The 18,160-nt window shown below is 72.4% G+C and carries 15 protein-coding genes; 5 read left to right on the top strand and 10 right to left on the bottom strand.

Translation table 11 applies throughout. The features are described from left to right. Nucleotides 1–4: 4 nt before the first annotated feature. From B0I32_RS13745 to B0I32_RS13735, 3 genes are all read right to left on the bottom strand, one after another. The gene (locus tag B0I32_RS13745) at nt 5–907 is read right to left on the bottom strand and encodes a carbohydrate ABC transporter permease (protein WP_106238657.1); all 903 of its coding nucleotides are present in this window, start codon (nt 905–907) and stop codon (nt 5–7) included. 1 nt (nt 908) lies between these two features. Then, nucleotides 909–2,234 (bottom strand): carbohydrate ABC transporter substrate-binding protein, encoded by a 1,326-nt coding sequence (locus tag B0I32_RS13740; protein WP_106238655.1) that lies wholly within the window; start codon nt 2,232–2,234, stop codon nt 909–911. Nucleotides 2,235–2,372: 138 nt separating this feature from the next. Then, nucleotides 2,373–3,395 (bottom strand): LacI family DNA-binding transcriptional regulator, encoded by a 1,023-nt coding sequence (locus tag B0I32_RS13735; protein WP_245955814.1) that lies wholly within the window; start codon nt 3,393–3,395, stop codon nt 2,373–2,375. A 234-nt stretch (nt 3,396–3,629) separates the two neighbouring features. On the opposite strand from B0I32_RS13735, the gene B0I32_RS13730 reads away from it, so the two are divergent. The 3 genes from B0I32_RS13730 (at nt 3,630) to B0I32_RS13720 (ending at nt 6,992) form a co-directional block, all read left to right on the top strand. Next, nucleotides 3,630–5,522, top strand: coding sequence for a glycoside hydrolase family 35 protein (locus B0I32_RS13730; RefSeq protein WP_106238653.1), 1,893 nt, complete (start codon nt 3,630–3,632; stop codon nt 5,520–5,522). Between the two features lie 93 nt (nt 5,523–5,615). Then, complete coding sequence (locus B0I32_RS13725; RefSeq protein WP_146178148.1) at nt 5,616–6,212, top strand: acyl-homoserine-lactone synthase; 597 nt, start codon at nt 5,616–5,618, stop codon at nt 6,210–6,212. A gap of 42 nt (nt 6,213–6,254) precedes the next feature. Then, nucleotides 6,255–6,992 carry a class I SAM-dependent DNA methyltransferase gene (locus B0I32_RS13720; protein WP_106238647.1) on the top strand — a complete coding sequence of 246 codons (738 nt, stop codon included), beginning with the start codon at nt 6,255–6,257 and terminating at the stop codon, nt 6,990–6,992. A gap of 15 nt (nt 6,993–7,007) precedes the next feature. Here the strand turns inward: B0I32_RS13720 and B0I32_RS13715 are convergent, their stop codons facing one another. Beyond that, nucleotides 7,008–7,919, bottom strand: coding sequence for a LysR family transcriptional regulator (locus B0I32_RS13715; protein WP_106238645.1), 912 nt, complete (start codon nt 7,917–7,919; stop codon nt 7,008–7,010). A gap of 142 nt (nt 7,920–8,061) precedes the next feature. Between B0I32_RS13715 and B0I32_RS58800 the strand changes: the two genes are divergently transcribed. Together B0I32_RS58800 and B0I32_RS13700 are read left to right on the top strand one after the other, a co-directional pair. Beyond that, nucleotides 8,062–9,591 carry a GNAT family N-acetyltransferase gene (locus B0I32_RS58800; protein ID WP_219911780.1) on the top strand — a complete coding sequence of 510 codons (1,530 nt, stop codon included), beginning with the start codon at nt 8,062–8,064 and terminating at the stop codon, nt 9,589–9,591. 267 nt (nt 9,592–9,858) lie between these two features. Then, nucleotides 9,859–10,200: a histone-like nucleoid-structuring protein Lsr2 gene (locus B0I32_RS13700; protein WP_106238642.1), complete on the top strand. Its 342-nt coding sequence runs from the start codon at nt 9,859–9,861 to the stop codon at nt 10,198–10,200. 285 nt (nt 10,201–10,485) lie between these two features. Here B0I32_RS13700 and B0I32_RS13695 read toward each other — a convergent pair whose 3' ends face one another. The 6 genes from B0I32_RS13695 to B0I32_RS13670 all read right to left on the bottom strand — a co-directional run bounded on the left by B0I32_RS13695 (nt 10,486) and on the right by B0I32_RS13670 (nt 18,155). After that, the gene (locus B0I32_RS13695; RefSeq protein WP_245955813.1) at nt 10,486–12,873 is read right to left on the bottom strand and encodes a penicillin acylase family protein; all 2,388 of its coding nucleotides are present in this window, start codon (nt 12,871–12,873) and stop codon (nt 10,486–10,488) included. A gap of 8 nt (nt 12,874–12,881) precedes the next feature. Continuing rightward, a complete protein-coding gene (locus B0I32_RS13690; RefSeq protein WP_106238639.1) occupies nt 12,882–15,167 on the bottom strand; it encodes an FtsX-like permease family protein in 2,286 nt (761 codons plus the stop codon). Continuing rightward, nucleotides 15,164–15,844, bottom strand: a complete 681-nt coding sequence (locus B0I32_RS13685; RefSeq protein WP_106238638.1) for an ABC transporter ATP-binding protein — start codon at nt 15,842–15,844, stop codon at nt 15,164–15,166. The genes B0I32_RS13690 and B0I32_RS13685 overlap by 4 nt, the downstream gene beginning before the upstream one ends. Further along, nucleotides 15,841–16,368: a PadR family transcriptional regulator gene (locus B0I32_RS13680; protein WP_106238636.1), complete on the bottom strand. Its 528-nt coding sequence runs from the start codon at nt 16,366–16,368 to the stop codon at nt 15,841–15,843. Before B0I32_RS13680 ends, B0I32_RS13685 begins: the two co-directional genes overlap by 4 nt. Before the next feature lie 249 nt (nt 16,369–16,617). Continuing rightward, nucleotides 16,618–17,403 carry an SAM-dependent methyltransferase gene (locus tag B0I32_RS13675; RefSeq protein WP_106238634.1) on the bottom strand — a complete coding sequence of 262 codons (786 nt, stop codon included), beginning with the start codon at nt 17,401–17,403 and terminating at the stop codon, nt 16,618–16,620. Nucleotides 17,404–17,495: 92 nt separating this feature from the next. After that, a complete protein-coding gene (locus B0I32_RS13670; protein WP_106238632.1) occupies nt 17,496–18,155 on the bottom strand; it encodes a GNAT family N-acetyltransferase in 660 nt (219 codons plus the stop codon). Between the last annotated feature and the right edge of the window lie 5 nt (nt 18,156–18,160).

The following is an 18,160-nucleotide window of genomic DNA, read 5'->3' as shown; positions in this document are numbered from 1 at the left end:
GTCCTCAGAACTGGAGGGGCTCGCGCCGCGTCGCGCGGCTCACCAGCAGCGACACGAGGAACGAGAAGGCGAAGATGACGACGCCGATGGCCATGCCGTAGCCGTACGACGAGTTCGTGTACGCCTGCTTGTACATGTAGCTCAGCAGCACCTCGGAGGAGCCGTCGGGCCCGCCGCCGGTCATCGCGCGGACGAGGACGAAGCTGAGGTTGACCGCGCTCATCACGAAGAACGTCAGCGTCGTGCGCAGGTTCTGCCAGATGAGCGGCAGCGTGACGGCGAAGAACTGGCGGCCGGCCGAGGCGCCGTCGAGCGCGGACGCCTCGTACACCTCCTCGGGGATGCTCGCCATGCCGGACATGTAGAGCACCATGTAGTAGCCGAGCGACTGCCAGACCATGGCGATGGCCAGCGACCAGAGCACGATGTCCTGGTCGCCGAGCCAGACCTGGCGCAGGCCGTCCAGCGACAGCAGCCGCAGGGTGCCGTTGATCAGGCCGTTCTCCTGGTCGTAGAGGGCCGAGAAGATGGCCGCGATGACGACCACGGACAGCACACTCGGGACGTAGAGGACGAACCGGTAGAGGGTCCGGCCCCGCAGCCGCTGCCGTGTCATGATCGCCGCCAGGAACAGGCCCATGCCCATCGTCACGACGGTCACGACGACCAGGAGCGCCACGGTGTTCTGGAACGCGCGGACGAACTGGGTGTCGTCGAGCAGGCGGACGAAGTTGTCGAGCCCCACGAAGCGCATGTCCGGGGAGAAGCCGCTCCACGTGTAGAACGACATCCGGAACACGTTCACGGTCGGGACGATCATGAACAGCACGAAGAGCACGAGCGCGGGCAGGAGGCAGGCGAGCACGAACGGGCCGCTGCCCCGCCTGCGGGCCGCGGGACCGGCCACCTCAGTTACCCGCCTGGCGCAGCTTCTCGCTGGCGTCGTTCAGCGCGGCCTGCCACTGCTCCTGGGTCTTGTCGCCGCTGATGATGCTGTTGGCGGTGTCGAAGAGCGTGCCCTTGATGTCGACGCCCTCGACCGGCGCGGTGCCGGCGAAGCCGCCGACGAGCGCGGAGACCGACGGGTCCTCGTAGACCCGGTAGAACTCGGCGTTCTCCCCGGTCAGGCTGCTCACGATGCCGTCGATCGGCTGGATCGCGTCCGACTTCGCGAAGATCGCGGCCGCCGCGTCGGAGTAGAGGTAGGCGACGAACTCCTTGGCCGCGTCCTTGTTCTTGGCGGCGGCGGGCACCCAGACCGACTCGACCGAGGTGGTGATGTAACGCTTGCCGCCCTCGGTGACCGCGGGCAGCGGCGTCAGGCCCCAGGCGAAGCCGTCGGCGCGCGGGGCGTCGGCCATCTCGCCGACGATCCAGGTGCCGTTCGGCATGAACAGGGCCTTGTCGTCCAGGATGGACTGCTGGTTCTTGGTGAAGTCCTGCTCGTTGGCGTACCCGACGGTGGTCGGCGCGGCGTACTTCAGCAGCCGGGTGGTGAGGTCGAGCACCTGCTTGGCCTGCGGCGTCTGCCACACGCCCTGCTTGTACGTCATCACGTCGGTGTAGAACTGCTCCCCGCCCACGTCGGCCAGCAGCGCGAAGAAGTAGGAGTCGAGGTAGCCCGCGGTCGGGTAGGTGAACAGCGAGATCTTGTCCTTCTTGGCCGTCTCGCCGAGCGCGAACATCTCGTCCCAGGTGGCCGGGACCTTCCAGCCCTTCTTGTCGAACAGGCCCTTGTTGTAGAACAGGCCGGTCGGCGCGTAGTACATCGGCATCGTGTACGTCTTGCCGTCACCGTACGGGTTGGTGTTGAGGTTGCCGACGATGCCGTCGATCAGCTTGTCGCCGACCGTCTTGTCCTCACCCGGCACCTTCGCCCGCAGCACGGGCGTGAGGTCTTCGAGCGCCTTGTCCTTGATCAGGGTCTCGGTGAGCGCGGCCTTGCGGCCCTGGCCGAGCACCACCACGTCGGGGAAGCGCCCGGCCTTCATGTTCGGCGTGATCTCGTCCTCGATGCTCTTCGAGATCTGCAGCTGCACGTCCACATTCGGGTGGGCGCTCTCGTAGGCCTGGATGACCTGCGTGTACATGTCGCGGCCGTAGCCGCCTTCGAGTGCGGCGACGTTGAGGGTCGTCTTGCCGCCGGTGTCCGAGCCGTCCCCCTCGGCCGAGCAGCCGGTGAGCAGTCCGAGCGTCGCGACCGCGGCGGTCGCGAGGACGAGTGATCTCCTCATGGTTCTGGGATCCTTCCGTGGGCACTCTGCCCACCTGACTGGGGCGGAGGAACGAGTCCGGAGCCGGACGTTGTTACAGTGGCATCGATAACATGGCTGGCGCAAGTGGCACTTGTCCAAGTGCCGCTCACCCGGGGTTCAGGAGGCGCGGGGCGGGCCCGTGGACGCGCGCACGGAGAGCGTGGCCGTGACCAGGGATTCCTCCGACTCGGCCCCGTCCTCACGCAGTAGCAGGGCGACCGCCGCCTCGCCGGAACGGTAGAAGTCCTGCCGCACGGTGGTCAGCGGCGGCGAGCAGTAGGCGGCCAGCTCGATGTCGTCCACGCTGACGATGGAGACGTCATCGGGCACGCTCCTGCCGCGCTCGCGCAGCGCGCGGATCACGCCGAAGGCCATCTCGTCGCTGGCCGCGAAGACGGCGGTCACGTCGGGGATCATCGCCAGGACCTGGCCCTGCCGGTAGCCGGAGTCGGGCGACCAGTCGCCCTCCAGCGGGGGCGGCGCCGGGATCCCGGCCGCGGCCAGGCACTCCTGCCAGCCCTGGCGGCGCTGGCGGGCCTCGATCCACTCGTCGGGGCCCGCGACGTGCCACACCTGGCGGTGGCCCAGGTCGAGCAGGTGCTGGGTGGCCAGGCGGCCCGCCTCCTTCTGGTCGATGCCGAGCACCCTGGCGCTGGCCGTACGGGAGCCGTCGAGCGTGACCGTGGGGATGTCGCGGGTGATGTCCTCCATCTTCTGCGTCACGGAGATGAGCGGCACGGCGATGACGATGCCGTCCACGCCCTGGTCGGCCAGCTTGGACAGGGAGCGCTCCATCAGGCCCGTGTCGAGCCTGGCGATGGTCGCGATGCTCACCGCGTAGCCCGCCTCGCCCGCGGCCGCCTCGACGCCGGCGGTCACCGCCGAGCGCGAGTAGTAGCCGCCGGACTGGAGCAGCACGAGCCCGATGGTGTGGCTGCGGCCGGACGACAGCACCCGCGCGGCGTTGTTGAACCGGTAGCCCAGCCGCTCCACGGCGGCCAGCACGCGTTTCCTGGTCTCCGGGTTGACGTTGGGGGAATCGCGCAGCGCGCGCGAGACGGTCTGCGCCGACACCCCGGCGGTCCTGGCCACGTCAGCCATGCTGGGCTGCCTCGTCGGCCGCTCGGTGGCTTTGGTCACGGCGCTCCTCTCTCGCGGCTTCGTCAGGGGGATCCTACCGCGCTTGTTACATATGGCATCGATAACATAGGGTCTCCCCTCGTGATCGAGCTCCCTGCGACGCGAACCCCGACGACCTCCGCGGCACCCACGGCATCCACGGCACCTCCGGCGTCCACGGCGTTTTCTGCGTCCGCTGCATTCGCGGCCCCGGCTGAAGCGCCGTCCGACGCGGAGGCCAACGCGGAGGCCGGCGTGAAGGCCGGCGTGAAGGCCGGCGGGCCGGCCGGATCGGCCACGAGCGCGCTCACCTGGCGCGGACGGCGCCTGCACCGGCACGGGGTCCCGCACCGCATCCTGTCCGGGGGGCTGCACTACTTCCGCGTCCACCCCGATCTCTGGCGGGACCGCATCCGCCGCCTGGCCGACCTCGGGCTCAACACCATCGACACCTACGTCGCGTGGAACTTCCACCAGCCCCGCGAGGACGCGGCTCCGCGCTTCGACGGCTGGCGCGACGTCGAACGGTTCATCCGGCTGGTGGGGGAGGAGGGGCTCGACGTCGTCGTGCGGCCGGGGCCGTACATCTGCGCCGAATGGTCGAACGGCGGCCTGCCGAGCTGGCTCACCGCCCGCGACGTCGCGCTGCGCAGCTCCGACCCCGCCTTCACCGCGGCCGTCGGCCGCTGGTTCGACGAGCTGATCCCGCGCCTGGCCGCGCTCCAGGCCGGCGCGGGCGGGCCCGTCGTGGCGGTGCAGATCGAGAACGAGTTCGGCAGCTACGGCGACGACCAGGCCTACCTGCGCTGGAACCGCGAGGCGCTCACCTCACGCGGCATCGGTGAGCTGCTGTTCACCGCCGACGGCCCCACCGAGCTGATGCTGGACGGCGGCACCCTGCCCGGCACGCTGGCCGCCGTCACCCTGGGCTCCAAACCCGCCGCCGCCCGGCGGCTGCAGGCGGCGCGGCGGCCGGACGAGCCGTTCGTCGTCGCCGAGTTCTGGAACGGCTGGTTCGACCACTGGGGCGAACGGCACCACGTGCGCGGCGTGGACAGCGCCGTGCGCACCCTCGAAGGGATCATCGCCGACGGCGGCAGCGTGAGCGTCTACATGGCCCACGGCGGCACCAACTTCGGGCTCTGGGCCGGTGCCAACGAGCACGAGGGCCGGCTGCAACCCACCGTGACCAGCTACGACTCCGACGCGCCCGTGGCCGAGGACGGCAGCCTCACCCCCAAGTTCCACGCCATGCGCGCGGCCCTCGGCGCCCGCGGGCCCGTCCGGGTGTCCGAACGCCCGCCGGTGCTGCCGCCGGCGCGGGTGCCGCTCGTCCGCCGCGCCGGACTGCTGCCCGGCCTGCGCGCCGTGTCCGCGCCCGCCACGGTCGAGCCGCGGCCGGCCTCGTTCGAACGGCTCGGGCTCGACGCCGGCATGGTCCTGCACACCGCGCATCCGCGCGTCCCCGAGGGGGAGCATCGGCTCACGCTCATCGACGTGCGCGACCGGGCCATGGTCTACTGCGACGGCACGTTCCTCGGCGTGGCCGCTCCCGGCCTGCCTGAGCTGTCCGTACGCGGGACCGGCGCCGTCGTACGGCTGGAGATTCTGGTCGAGAGCCTCGGCCGGGTGAACTACGGCCCCGGCCTCGGCCGGCACAAGGGCCTGCTCGGCCCGGTCCTCATCGACCGGCGCATCGTCCAGGGCTGGGAGAGCACCCCGATCGCCCTCCAGGAGTGGACCCCTGCCGACCTCGCCACCGCGACCGCCGCCGGAGAAGCCGCCGCAGAAGACTTGGCTGCCGGAGACTCCACCGCCGGAGACTCCGCTGCCGCCGGCCCCGCCGCCGGAGAGCTCGCGCCGGCCGGCGGCGGGTTCGCCGAGGCGATCGTGCGCGTCGGGACGCCCGCCGACACCTTCCTCGCCCTGCCGGGATCGGGCCGCGGCCTGGTCTGGGTGAACGGTTTCCTGCTCGGCCGCTACTGGGACATCGGCCCCCAGGTCACGCTGTACTGCCCCGCGCCGCTGCTGCGCGAGGGGGACAACGTCGTCACCGTGCTCGAACTCGAACGCCCCGGCGCCGTCCTCGAACTGCGTGACCGGCCGGAGCTGGGTCCGCCGGAGGAGTACGTCGAGGAGTTCGACTGATCCCGCCGCCCAGTGCTGTCGAGCGTCATCCGGCGCCCCCGTTCCGGCGAACCAGTGATCGGCGAAGACGCCGATTCCTTCCTGGGGGTGTCCGTGGATCAGCGCGCGCAGCAGATCGTCGTCGGCCGGGCGGACGACGTGCCCGGATGGCTGCTCGACGGCATGTACCGGCTCCGTCACGAGGTGTTCCGCGAACGCCTGCGCTGGGACGTCGGCAGCAGGGACGGCAGGGAACGCGACGGCTACGACGACTGCGACCCGGTCTACGCGATCGGTTACGCCGAGGAGCGCCGGGAGGTCACGGGCTGCTGCCGCCTGCTGCGCACCGACGGCCCGTACATGCTGCCCGAGGTCTTCCCCGAGACGCTGCGCGGCGGGCCCGCGCCGCGTGATCCGGCCACGTGGGAGATGAGCCGGCTGGCCATCGGCCGGGGCTGGTCGCGTACGGTGTCGGCGGGTTTCGGACCTTTCGCCCGCGCGCTGATCTGGGAGGCGTTCCGCTGGGTCGATCGGCACGGCGACACGGTCGTCGCGGTCTCCAGCGTGGCCGTGGAACGGATCGTGAACGGCATGGGCGTGCGCACCCGGCGCTTCGGCGACGGCCGGGCGACCCGCGTGGGCAGCGTGCTCTGCTCCGCCTACGCCACCTCGACCAGGGACTATCTGGCCCACGCCGCGCCCGGCCGGTGAAATCCGGTGGACATCGCGCATCCGGATGACCATGGTGGGCGGATGCGACAGCAGGAGATCTGGAACGACGAAGTCGCCCAGGGCTACGACACGCCGGGCACCGGCATGTTCGCGCCCGAGGTGCTGGGCCCCGCCGTGGACCGCCTGGCCGAGCTCGCGGAGGGAGGGCGGGCGCTGGAGTTCGCCATCGGCACTGGACGGGTGGGCGTGCCGCTGGCCGAGCGCGGTGTGCCCGTCACCGGCGTCGAGCTGTCACCCGCGATGATCGCGCAGCTGCGGACCAAGGTGAGCGAAGCCGTCATCCCCGTGGTCGAAGGCGACATGGCGACCGTCTTCGTGCCGGGCGACCACACGCTCGTCTACCTCGTCTACAACACGATCTCCAACCTGCTCACGCAGGCCGAGCAGGTCGAGTGCTTCCGCAACGCCGCCCGGCACCTGGTGCCGGGCGGACGCTTCGTGATCGAGCTCTGGGTGCCCGACCTGCGTAAGCTGCCCCCGGGCCAGCAGGCGGTCGTGTTCGCGTCCGAGCCGGGCTACATCGGGCTCGACACCGTCGACGTGCTGCGCCAGCACGTCGTCTCCCACCACTTCAGGTTCGACGACAGCGGGCGGGCCGAGCTGTTCCGCAGCCCGCACCGCTACATCTGGCCGGCCGAGCTCGACCTCATGGCCCAGCTGGCCGGGTTCGAGCTGGAGAGCAGGCACGCCGACTGGACCCGAGCCGAGTTCACCGCGGAGTCTCGCTCCCACGTCTCCGTCTACCGCCTGCCCGTCTGAACGTCGGGCCGCCCGTCACGGACGCTCGGCGTCGGGGTGGGCGCCGAGCAGGTCGAGCACGGCGGTGACGGCCGGCGTCACGGTGCGGACCAGCGCGTACGTGGTCCGGGTGATCTCGACCGTGGCGATCGGCCTGAGCACCACGCCGTCGGGCACGCCGACCACGGAGGCGACCAGCTCGGGCACCAGCGCGACGCCCAGGCCCTCGCGCACCATGCGCAGGACCAGCGCGTAGTCGTCGGCGGTGTGGATGACGTCCGGATGGAAGCCCGCCATGGCGCAGGCCCGCCCGAGCAGCACGTGATCGGTGGTGCCCCGCGAGCCCGCGATCCACGGGTCGCCGCGCAGCGTGCCCAGATCCACCGAGCTGTCGTCCGCTGGGCCCGCCGCCGGATGGGTGGCGGGAAGGGCGAGCAGGATCGGCTCGGCGCCGACGAACCAGCGGGAGATGCCCGGTGGCAGATCCTCGGGGATGAGGTTGTAGGAGAAGGAGATCCCGAGGTCGCAGGCGCCGCGGCGGAGCGCTTCGACGGTCTCGCGGGGTTCGAGCTCGGCCATGATGACCCGCAGGCCCGGATGACGGGTCCTGGCCACGGCCATCGCGGGCAGCAGGCGGTGCACGGCGGCGGTGGCGAAACAGGCCACGCGGACGGGGCCGCGCGGGGTCGTGGCCGAGCGGAGGTCCTCCTCCGCCGCGTCCAGGGCGTTGAGCACGATGTGCGCGTGCCGTACGAGCCGCCGTCCTTCCGCCGTGAGCCGGACCCGGCGCCCGGAACGCTCGAACAGCGGCACCCCGGCCTCGCGTTCGAGCGTGGCCAGTTGCTGGGAGACGGCCGAGGAGGTCATTCCGCAGACCTCGCCCACGGCCGTCATCGTGCCGTGCTCGGCGAACTCGCGCAGCAGGCGGAGTCTGGTGGGATCCAGCATCAAGCGATCCTTACAGATCAGCGCACGATTACTAAGTGGACGTTGCCGATTCGACCACGCGAGACTGTCGTCGCACCACCGGAAAATCAGCACGGGACACCAGCACCGGCTTGCACCGGAGATCGAGGCGAGGAGAAACGTGATGCGGACCGTCGTCGAGGTGCCCCAGTGGCAGGGCTCGCGCTCGCCCACGGCGCCGAAGCTGGTCGAAGGCGCGGCCCGGCTGGCGGCGATGGTCCCGGCCGACGCGCACGTCCGGGTGGAGACGGGCGGCACCCTGGCCGAGACCGCCGCCCGGGTCCGGCACGCGTTGCCGGCCGGCGGCTTCACCGTCACGGTCGGCGGTGACTGCGGCGTCGAGCTCGAACCGGTCGCGGCCGCGCTGCGCCGGTACGGCGACCGGCTGCACGTCGTGTGGTTCGACGCCCACGGCGACCTGAACACCCCGGATTCCTCCCCGTCGGGCGCCTTCCACGGCATGATCGTCCGTACGCTGCTGGGCGAGGGCCCGCCGGACCTGGTCCCCTCACCCGCGCTGCGCCCCGACCGGCTCGCCCTCGCCGGAACGCGGGCGCTGGACCCCGCCGAGGCCGACTACATCCGCCTGGCCGGCATCGGCGGCCCGGCCGGCGTCGCCGACGGCGCTCTCGTCTACGTCCACGTCGATCTCGACGTCCTCGACGGCTTCAGCTCCGTCGGCTATCCCGAGCCCGACGGCCTGAGCCCCGACGCCCTGATCGCGGCCGTCGCCGAACTGGCCGCCCGGCACGAGGTCGTCGGGCTCGGCATCACCGAGTACGCCCCCGCGGACCCCGCCGACGAGGACCTGCTCAAGTGGCTGGTGCCCGAGCTGGTCCGGCTGTGCGCGGGCTCCGGCGCCCGGCAGATCGAGCGGCGGGCCGTCGCGGCCTGGCCCGCCTCGCACGCGGAGGAACGTGACGGCTGGCTGCTGCGCCACACACCCGGCGTCGACCGCAAGCGCTCCAACTCGGCGCTCCCGCTCGCGACCTCGTCCCCGTCCGTCGCCGCCATGGAGACCTTCTACGCCGACCGCGGACTGCCCGCGATCGTCCAGGTCAGCCCGGCGGAGCAGCACGCCGAACTGGACGCGGCCCTCGCCGCCCGCGGCTACGCCAAGACAGGCGAGACACTGGTCATGACCGCGGACGCCGATACGGTCATCGCCGCCGCCACGAAGAACGAGCCCGCCGCCTTGGACGGGGGTCCGGCAACCGGTCCGACGGGAGATCCACGTCCGGCGGGAGAGCCGGGCCCGGCCGGCGCCGGCGGTGTCGAGCGGGTCGCCGATCGGGGGCGCTGGGCCGAGCTGTTCGCGGCCGTGACCGGTGCGGCGGACAGCATGCCGGTCGTCCGGCGGATCGAGCCCGAGACGATGCTGCTGGTCGCCGCTGACGGCGCCGGTCTGGGGCTGGCGGTCATGGACGACGGCTGGACGGGCGTGTTCTGCATGGCCACCCATCCCGATCGGCGGCGCCGGGGCGTGGCCGGAGCCGTCATGGCGGAGCTCGCCCGGTGGTCGCGGGAGCGGGACGCGCCCCGCCTCTATCTTCAGGTCGAGGAGGACAACCACCCGGCCCGCGCGCTCTACGAAGGGCTCGGCTTCACGACGTCACACCACTACCATTACCGCCGCGAGGACCGTCGCGAGTAGCGGCGCGAGCACCTGAGTGAGGACCTGAGCGAGAACCGGCGCGCGGGCTGACGGAGACGGCGGCCGGAACGGCCATTGAATTGCCCTTCAACACGGTGCTGCCATGCCGGATCCGTACAGACGCGGGCCCCTTTGCGCAAGTGTCTTTCATGCCCGAAGGCCGCGGCGCATCCGTGCTTTTTCATCGCGAAGGCACCCCCGAGAGGTGCATGATCTGCTGAAGGTGGCTACAGTACGTGCAACCGTGACGTAAATTGGAGCACCCTTATGGCGAAGCGTATTGTTGAGTCCTTTCTCGATGACATCGACGGCAGTGACGCCGAGGGGACCACGAGGTTCTCCCTCGACGGCACCAACTACGAGATCGACCTGTCCGGTTCCAACCGGGAGAAGCTGGAGCGGGCCCTGGCCCCCTTCATCACCAAGGCGCGTGCCGTCCGCGCCGACAGGGGCGCGCGCGGCCGTCGTGCGGGCGCCGTCTCCTCCAGGGCCGTAAGCAGGGAGAAGTCGACCGAGATCAGGCGGTGGGCCAAGGCGCAGGGGCTGCCGGTGAGCGAGCGCGGCCGGATCGCCTCCACGGTCGTGGAGCAGTACGAGGCGGCCCACTGAGCGAGCGTCCGGGGTCCCGCCCCGCCCGGCGCGTTCAACCGGCCGCCCCGATTCGGCCGGCTTGATTCGGCCGGGGCCCCGCCCGCGGGCCACGAGTTTCGCCTGACTTCCTTTCTTCGCCATTAGCCGCGGCCCTCGGCGACGCCTTGCCGGGAGCACCTCACGCCATTCGGCGTCCCTTAACTGCGCGGTTAATTGCTAATTGGCGGATGGCCGGCGTTCATCCGGGAGATCACCAGCTGAACCACCCGGAGATCGCCGGCCGAACCGTACGGGGCCGTTCTCTCATCCCCGTACGGTGGTGACGCGCAGCCGCGGATCCGCCTTGATCTCCGCCTCGGTGAAACGCTCCGTCACCCATCCGCCGCGCGAGAACAGGGCCGTCTGGTCGGCGTGGTGCGGCGAGGAGGGGTTCGCGGACAGCGAGTAGGTGAGGATCGTCCGCGTCCTCGGTCCGTCAGGGGTGAGCTCGACGGCCATCATGAAGGTGGAGCCGGTGTCCACGTCCGGATAACGCCCGCCGCTGAGCCTGCCGCGCATGCGTACCCGGTCGAAGCAGCCCTCGGCCTCGGTGCAGCCGGGGATCGGGTGCGAGCCGTAACGCTGGGCTTGGCCGGGGGTGAGGGTGAGCGGCATGCCGCCGTCCTCGAACGACTTCACCGCCTCGGCCAGCGCCTGCCGCACCTGCGGGGCGTCCCGCTTGAGCCCGCGCGGCGTGGTGAGCGGATGATCGGGATCGAACGGCACCCGCCACCAGCGCCAGATGGGCTCACCCGGCTTCGTCGGGCGCTCCAGCCCGGTGTAGAACTCGCGCCACAGGATCGCCCCCTCGCCGTCCAGGGTGGCGCGCCCGTCCCAGGCCGTCAGCGTCCGGCAGGCCGCGCGCACGTCCACCCGCTCGCCGGCGGCCGTCTTCAGCACGCGATGGTCCCGGCACAGCGCCGCCACGTCCTTGCGCAGCAGCTCGAACGTGTAGTTGCGCTTCGAGCGGACGGTGGCGCTCAGGGTGTCCAGGGTGAAGCCGCGCGGGCCGAGCCCGTCGGTGCCGGCCAGCCGCCGGGCGATCATGTCGAGGCTCACCCGGGGCCGCGGCTCGACGTCGGTGCGGACCTTGCCCCACACCTCGTCGTAGCCGGTCATCGGCGCCGCCGGGTTCGTCATCCACGGGGTGTTGTTGCTGTTGGCGACGTAGTCGGCCCTGGTCAGCCGGGGCTGGCTGCCCGGACCGAAGATGCCGGGCACGACGGCGTCGCCGTCCTCACCCCACTGGCACGCCGACGTGGAGCCGTCCAGCACGTACGCCTCCAGCGACGGATCCGGCGACGGCACGGTGCAGCGGCGCGCCATGGCGTCGGTCACGTGGGGGACCACCGAGGCGTCGGCGAACGTGGTGGTGCCGCCGATGTCGGTGGCCAGCGTGTAGACGAACGGCAGGCCCTGGTAGGTGTCCTGGGCGGCGCGCAGTTCCTTGAGGTTTCGCGCCTTGGCCATCGCCAGCCACGTGTCCGCCGAGCGCAGGTTGGCGGCGTTGACGTCGGCCAGCGCGTAGGCGTACTCGTCGCTCTGGCCGGCGGCCAGCACCGGGCCGTAGCGGGAGGTGGGCAGGGCCCGGGTGACGATGCCGCCGTCCTTCAGGCGTACCTCGATCTCCTGGCGTCCCATCGGCTCGGTCTTTCCGTCCACCAGGTAGCCGCCGCGCCCGCCGGCCGGCTTCAGCCGGTAGACGCTGAAGCGGTGGGCGTGGGAGACGGTGTGCGTCCAGGCGATGCTCGCGTTGTGGCCGATCTGGACGACCGGAGTGCCGTACAGGCTGGCGCCCGCCACGTCGAGCACGCCGGGGATGGTGAGCTGCACCTGGTAGAAGCGGCGGATGCCGTTCCACGGGAAGTGCGGGTCGGCCAGCAGCATGCCGTGGCCGTCCCTGGTGGCCTGACGGCCCAGCGCCCAGGCGTTGCTGCCGGGGGCCGGCCCGTCCGGCCCGGCCCCGCCGCCTCCGGCGACGGCCTCCTTGAGGCCGGAGCCGCCCGCCAGGCGGTTGAGGTCGAGCAGGTTGTGCCAGACGTCGGTGGCGGTGATGGGCCGCACCCATGCCTGGCCGCGGCAGGTGGGATCGGGCAGGTTCGCCACTCCGGTGTCGCGCAGGTACGCGTTGTAGCCGGCGGCGTAACCGGCCACGAGCCGGCGCATGTCCTCGGTGGGGCCGATCGGCGCGGGCCTGGCCAGCAGCCGCGGTACGACGCCCGAGTCGGCGACGCTCTTGAAGTAGATGTCGCTGGTGAGGTTCGCGACCGGGCGGACCGGGTCGTCCGACTCCGCCTCGGGGCCGAAGAACATCGACCGCTCGCCCCGCAGCGTCGTCACCCACGAGGCCAGGACGCACAGGTTGTCCTGGGCGAACGCGTAGCCGTAGCCGAAGCCGAGCCCGCCGTGGTCCTTGGCGGAGATGTGCGGGATGCCGTACTCGGTGCGCCGGATCTCGGCCGCGTAGCCACCGGCGGCGGGCAGGTCCTCCGTCGTGGCGGGCCCGTCCTGCTCCGAGGGGACGGGTCCGTCCGCGGCCGAGACGGTGAGTCCGATCGAGGTCGCGGCGGCCGGCGTGTCCGGGGCCGCCACCGTGACGGTGGCGGCCAGGGCCAGGGCCGTCACCGCGGCCGGCCAGGGTCTGAACTTCAAGGGGGCTCCTATTCGAAACGCGCGTTGTCCGGCGCGGTCATGTGCCGCAGCAACGGCAGCGCCATGAGGATGACCAGCAGCGACGCGGCCAGTCCCGCGCCGACGGTGGCGAAGTAGACGGGTCCCGGCATGGCCGGTGACGCGTTCTTCATGGCGAGCCCGTCGATCATCGGGCCCGCGACGCCGAAACCGGCCGCGGCGGCGACGGCGGCGGCCAGGACCAGCGGCAGCGCCGACTCCAGCAGCACCACCGAGGCCAGGGTGCGGGCGGGCGTGCCCGCCAGGCGCAGCAGGGTGAACGGCTGCCTGCGCTCCATCAGCCCGCCGCCGACCGCCACGACGAGACTGCACCCGCCGGTCAGCAGGGTCAGCGCCACGATGCCCAGCGCGATGTTCTCGATCTGGGTGAACAGCGTCGCCCTGGTCTGGGCGACCTCGGCGAAGGTCATCGGCGCGTCGGCGCCGTAACGCGCCAGCAGCGTCCGCACCCGCTCCAAGGTCGCGGCTCCGTCCGCGCCGGTACGCTCTCCGCCCGGCTCCACGTCGCCCGTCCCGGTGCCGCTCGCGTCGGCGCCGTTCGTGGCGTCGAGGCGGACCAGGACCGCCGCGAGGCTGAGGCCGGTGGTGGTGGCGGGGCGGCTGGAGGGGCCGGCGAGGGGCAGGATCCGGTCGACGGTGAGGGGGTTGTCGGCTCCCACCAGGCGCTCGAAGTTGCCCATGACGGCCCGCGCGCCCGCCGGGCACGTCCCGATGACGGGAAGGCGGGCCAGCTCCGCGCACCCGACGGCCGTCCTCGGCGGCGGCCCGTCGGGGCTGATCAGGTGGTTCTCGGCCGGCTCCGCCAGCGCGTAGACGGGCAGCACGCCGACCCCCGGGTACGAGCGCAGCCGGTCGAGCAGCTCGGCCCCCTCGCGCGGCGGCAGCCCGCCGAGGCCCAGCGGGGCACGCAGCACGCCGGTCAGCGCGCCGCCGGCCACGGCCTGCTGCCCGGAGACGACGGCCGGGACGATGCCCGCGATGGCCGTACCCAGGAAGACCGCCAGCACGAGCCCGCTCACCGAGCGGAAGGCGCCCCTGGGATCGGCCGCCAGCCGCTGCGAGGCGAGCAGGGTGGCCGCGCCCCCGGTCACGCGGGCCGCGAGCCGCGCGGCCAGCATCGTCACCCACGGACCGGCCAGCACCAGTCCGACCATGACCAGCGCGAGTGCCACCGCGGCCAGCCCCTCGTCGGCCTTGTGGCCCTCGTCACGGAACACCGGCCCGGCGAACAGCCCGAGCCCGGCCAGCAGCGGGATCACCCGCCAGATCCGCGGCGGCCGCGGCGCGGCCTTCCTCACGGTGCCGAGCGGCGAGACCCGTACCCGGCGCAGCGACCACAGGGCGGTGCCACCGGCCAGGAGGGGCACGCCGACGAGCACGGCCGCGTACTGCCAGGGCTCGGGGGTGACCAGGTCGGGGTAGAAGCGGGCGCCGGTGATGCGCAGGTCCGCGACGGCCGGGCGTACCAGCGGGAAGAGCGCGAGACCGAGCAGCGCGCCCAGGAAGGCGCCGATCGCCGCGTCCATCGCGGCGATCACGCTGATCTGGCGGGACGTGGCGCCGACGAGCCGGATCGCGGCGAAGCGCGCCTCGCGGCGGGCGGCGGCCAGCCGGGTGGCGGTGCCGACGAGCACGAGCAGCGGGACGAACAATCCGATGGCCGCGACGGCGAACCCGAACCGGTAGAGGTCGCCGAAGTCGTCGTAGCCGGTGCCGGTCTCCACCGTGTCCACCTGCCGCGTCCCGGTGATGGCGGCGACCTCCAGCGGGGTGCGCCCCACCACGACGGTCAGCTCGTCGGGCCCGGACAGGGCGGCCCGGCCGACGGTGCCCGCGAGCGTGCCGGGGAAGCGGTCGCCCAGCTGCTCGGGCGGCACCGAGGCGAGCAGTCTGGCCAGCGCGGGGGAGGCGTAGTACTGGCCGGGGGCGGGCATGCGCGCCAGCCCTGGCACGACCGGCGCCCGCGGGCCGAGCGCGGCGGCGTCCAGGCGCTTGATGCTCTGACCGGCGTAGTAGTCCAGGCGGTAGTTCCACAGCGCGCCGTCGGCGGTGGCGTCGAGGGCCCAGCCGCTGGGCGCGGTGCCGGTGGTGCACTCCCAGCAGGGGCGGGCGGAGGTGGCCTGGAAGGCGTTGAAGAGCGAGAGCGTGACCAGCAGCACGGTGACGCCGGCCGCGACCCCCGCCACGATCAGCGCGAGCCTGGCCACCGCCTCCCCGCCGCCGCGCAGCGACAGGCGCAGGCCCAGGGCGATCATCGTACGGCCTGGCCGGCGAACGGGTTGGTGACCTGGCCGTCGCGGACGATGACCTCCCGGTCGGCGAACGCGGCCACGCGGGCGTCATGGGTCACCACGATCACCGTCGTGCCCTCCTCGCGGGCCAGGCCGACCAGCAGCTCCATGACGTGCTCGCCGGTGAGCGAGTCGAGCGCGCCGGTCGGCTCGTCGGCGAACAGCACCCGGGGCCCGAGCACCAGCGCGCGGGCGATCGCCACCCGCTGCGCCTGGCCGCCCGACAACTGCCCGGTACGCCGGCCGCCCAGCTCTCCCAGCCCCAGCCGCTCCAGCCAGCCGGCCGCCCGCGCGTAGGCCTCCTTACGCCTGACCCGGCCCAGCAGCAGCGGCAGCGCGACGTTGTCGGCCACGGTCAGCTCCGGCACCAGCTGCCCGAACTGGAAGACGAACCCGAACGCGGTGCGCCGCAGCTTGGTGCGCCGGGCGTCGCTCATCGTGTCCAGGCGCCGCCCGCCGAACCACACCTCGCCGCTGTCGGGGGTGAAGATCCCGGCCAGGCAGTGCAGCAGCGTCGACTTGCCCGAGCCGCTCGGCCCCATGACGGCCAGGATCTCCCCGGCCTCCACGGCCAGGTCGGCCTCGCGCAGCGCCAGGGTGTTCCCGTACGAGCGGCTGAGTCTGCGCGCTTCGATGATCATGACTCGCGCACCATGTCGGCCAGCGCCCCGAGCCGCGCCTGCGTGACGTCGATCCAGCGCAGGTCGGCCTCCAGGTGGAACATGCCGTGGTCGGCGAGCAGCGCGTCGGCCAGCGAGCCGGTGCGCTTGATCTGGGTGAACTCCCGCATGCGCCGCAGGTGCGTGGCCCGTTGCAGGTCGAGGTAGGCCGCCGCGTCGCGCCCGAGCATCAGCGCCAGCACGACCTTGGTGAACAGCACCGTCTGCAGGTACGGCTCGGCCGCGACCGGCTCCGACAGCCACTCCTCGACCTGCTGTTGACCGAGGGGGGTGATGGCGTAGCGCTTGCGGTCGGGCCCGTCGCCCGGCTCGCTCATGCCCGCCGTGACCTTCCCGTCTCTGGCCAGCCGGCCGAGCGTGGAGTACACCTGGCCGAACGGCAGCGCCTTGCCCCGGCCGAAGTAGGTGTCGTAGTCGCGCTTGAGGTCGTAACCGTGGCTGGGCTCGCGCTCCAGCAGGCCGAGCAGCGCAAGGGGAACGCTCATGGCTCGGGACTATACACCAGGGGTATATACCCCGTGTATATAGAGGCCGCCGAGGGCCCGGCGTCGCGTACCCAGGTCAGGACGACTCGGCGTCGAAGGGTGGCTGTTCGAGCCCGCGGACTACGGCTGGCCCCAGCACGTCGACGCGGCCGTGGTCGCCGGCATCGCCGACTGGCTGGCACCGCGCCGGCCGGCGCTCGCCCGGCTCCTGTCCACCTTCAGACGCTGACCACCCCTCGGGTGTGTCGATCAGGGCTTGCGTGCCACGCCGCAGACCGCGTTGACCGCCGGCGGCGGGTCCTGGCCGGGCGGCGGGCGCCACAGCGGCGTGGACACCACGCCCGGCGGCACGAGGTCGAGCCCGTCGAACAGGCCGGCCAGCTGGCCGGGAGTGCGCAGCGTGTAGGGGAAGGCGGCTCGCGCGTTGTAGGCGCTCACCGCCTCCACCAGCGCCGGATTGACGTTCACGCCGTCCGACAGGGCCAGATGGCTGCCCGGCGCCAGCGCCGCCACGTACCGGCGGACGAGGTCGGTGGCCGGTCCCGTGCCCGGCACCTGGCCGACGATGCTCAGCATCATCAGGCCGACCGGCCGCGACAGGTCGAGCGTCGCGGCGGCCTGCCCGAGCACGGCGTCCACGTCGCGGACGTCGGCCTCGATGTAGTCGGTCCTGCCCTCGGGCGTGCCGGACAGCAGGGCGCGGGCGTGCGGGAGCACCAGCGGATCGTTGTCGACGTAGACGACGCGGCACTCGGGAGCCAGGCGCTGCGCGACCTCGTGGGTGTTGTCCGCGGTGGGCAGGCCCGAGCCGAGGTCGAGGAACTGGCGTACGCCGGCCTCGGCGACGAGGTAGGTCACGGCCCGCCGCAGGAACTCGCGTTGCAGCCCGGCCACTTGCGCGAAGTCGGGGAACATGTGCAGCAACCCGTCACCGGCCTCGCGGTCGGCCGGGAAGTTGTCGGAGCCGCCGAGCAGGTAGTTCCAGACCCGTGCGGAATGCGGTTTCGTGTGGTCGATCCGGGGGTCGGCGTCCATTTCGGCAGATTACCCGACAGCGCCGTAAATGATCAGGTTCTGGTCGGGTGGGACATGATCGGGCTCCGGGAGGAGCGTGTCTCCGGACTTGATCAGGGGGTGAAGTCGAGCCGCATGACCACCCGTCGCGTCGTCGGATGGGTGATCTCCGCGAAGCCCGCCTCCTCGAACACCTGGCGCGCCCCCACGTGCAGCTCGCCCCAGGTGATCTCCTTGCCGGCATGGGTGACCATCGGGTACGCCTCCAGCGCCCGCGCGCCGCGGTCACGGGCGAAGCCGATCGTGGCCCGCGCGAGAAGATACGTGAGCCCGCGGCCTCGGTAGGCCCGGCGGACCACGAAGCAGGTCACCGCCCACACGCCGTCGTCGTCACGGTCCTCGTTCCGGCCGGCCCACGGGATGCGGGAGTTGCGCAGCTTCACGTACGCCGGGCGCGGCTCGACCGCCACCCAGCCCGCGGGCTCCCCGTCCACGTAGGCCACCAGCCCGCTGGTCATCGGCGCGGCCGGGTCGTCGCAGGCGGTCTGGGCGCGCAACATCGCGACCCGCTCCCCCAGCGTGGTGTCCCGCCAGATCCAGCCGGCCACCTTGAACCGCTGGCAGCGGCAGCGGCGGGCGTCGTTGGCGTCGAAGATCGCGTCCAGATCCGCCCAGGACGCCTCGTTCGCGGGGACGACGGTGAGCCGCTCGGGTGCGATCGGCCCCCGGCCGGCCGGTCCTGCCGCCCGGCCCGCCGCCTGGTGCTCGGTCATGGCCG

It is taken from the genome of Nonomuraea fuscirosea (assembly GCF_003001935.1).
Classification (GTDB): domain Bacteria; phylum Actinomycetota; class Actinomycetes; order Streptosporangiales; family Streptosporangiaceae; genus Nonomuraea; species Nonomuraea fuscirosea.
Note: the sequence above shows the minus strand (reverse complement) of the source record. Positions and strands in the feature narration are given on the sequence as shown.

Coding starts and splice junctions, on each gene's coding strand:
- B0I32_RS13740 (WP_106238655.1), bottom strand. CDS start 2,234: ATGAGGAGATCACTCGTCCTCGCGACCGCCGCGGTCGCGACGCTCGGA.
- B0I32_RS13720 (WP_106238647.1), top strand. CDS start 6,255: ATGCGACAGCAGGAGATCTGGAACGACGAAGTCGCCCAGGGCTACGAC.
- B0I32_RS13715 (WP_106238645.1), bottom strand. CDS start 7,919: ATGCTGGATCCCACCAGACTCCGCCTGCTGCGCGAGTTCGCCGAGCAC.
- B0I32_RS58800 (WP_219911780.1), top strand. CDS start 8,062: ATGCGGACCGTCGTCGAGGTGCCCCAGTGGCAGGGCTCGCGCTCGCCC.
- B0I32_RS13700 (WP_106238642.1), top strand. CDS start 9,859: ATGGCGAAGCGTATTGTTGAGTCCTTTCTCGATGACATCGACGGCAGT.
- B0I32_RS13690 (WP_106238639.1), bottom strand. CDS start 15,167: ATGATCGCCCTGGGCCTGCGCCTGTCGCTGCGCGGCGGCGGGGAGGCG.
- B0I32_RS13685 (WP_106238638.1), bottom strand. CDS start 15,844: ATGATCATCGAAGCGCGCAGACTCAGCCGCTCGTACGGGAACACCCTG.
- B0I32_RS13680 (WP_106238636.1), bottom strand. CDS start 16,368: ATGAGCGTTCCCCTTGCGCTGCTCGGCCTGCTGGAGCGCGAGCCCAGC.
- B0I32_RS13675 (WP_106238634.1), bottom strand. CDS start 17,403: ATGGACGCCGACCCCCGGATCGACCACACGAAACCGCATTCCGCACGG.
- B0I32_RS13670 (WP_106238632.1), bottom strand. CDS start 18,155: ATGACCGAGCACCAGGCGGCGGGCCGGGCGGCAGGACCGGCCGGCCGG.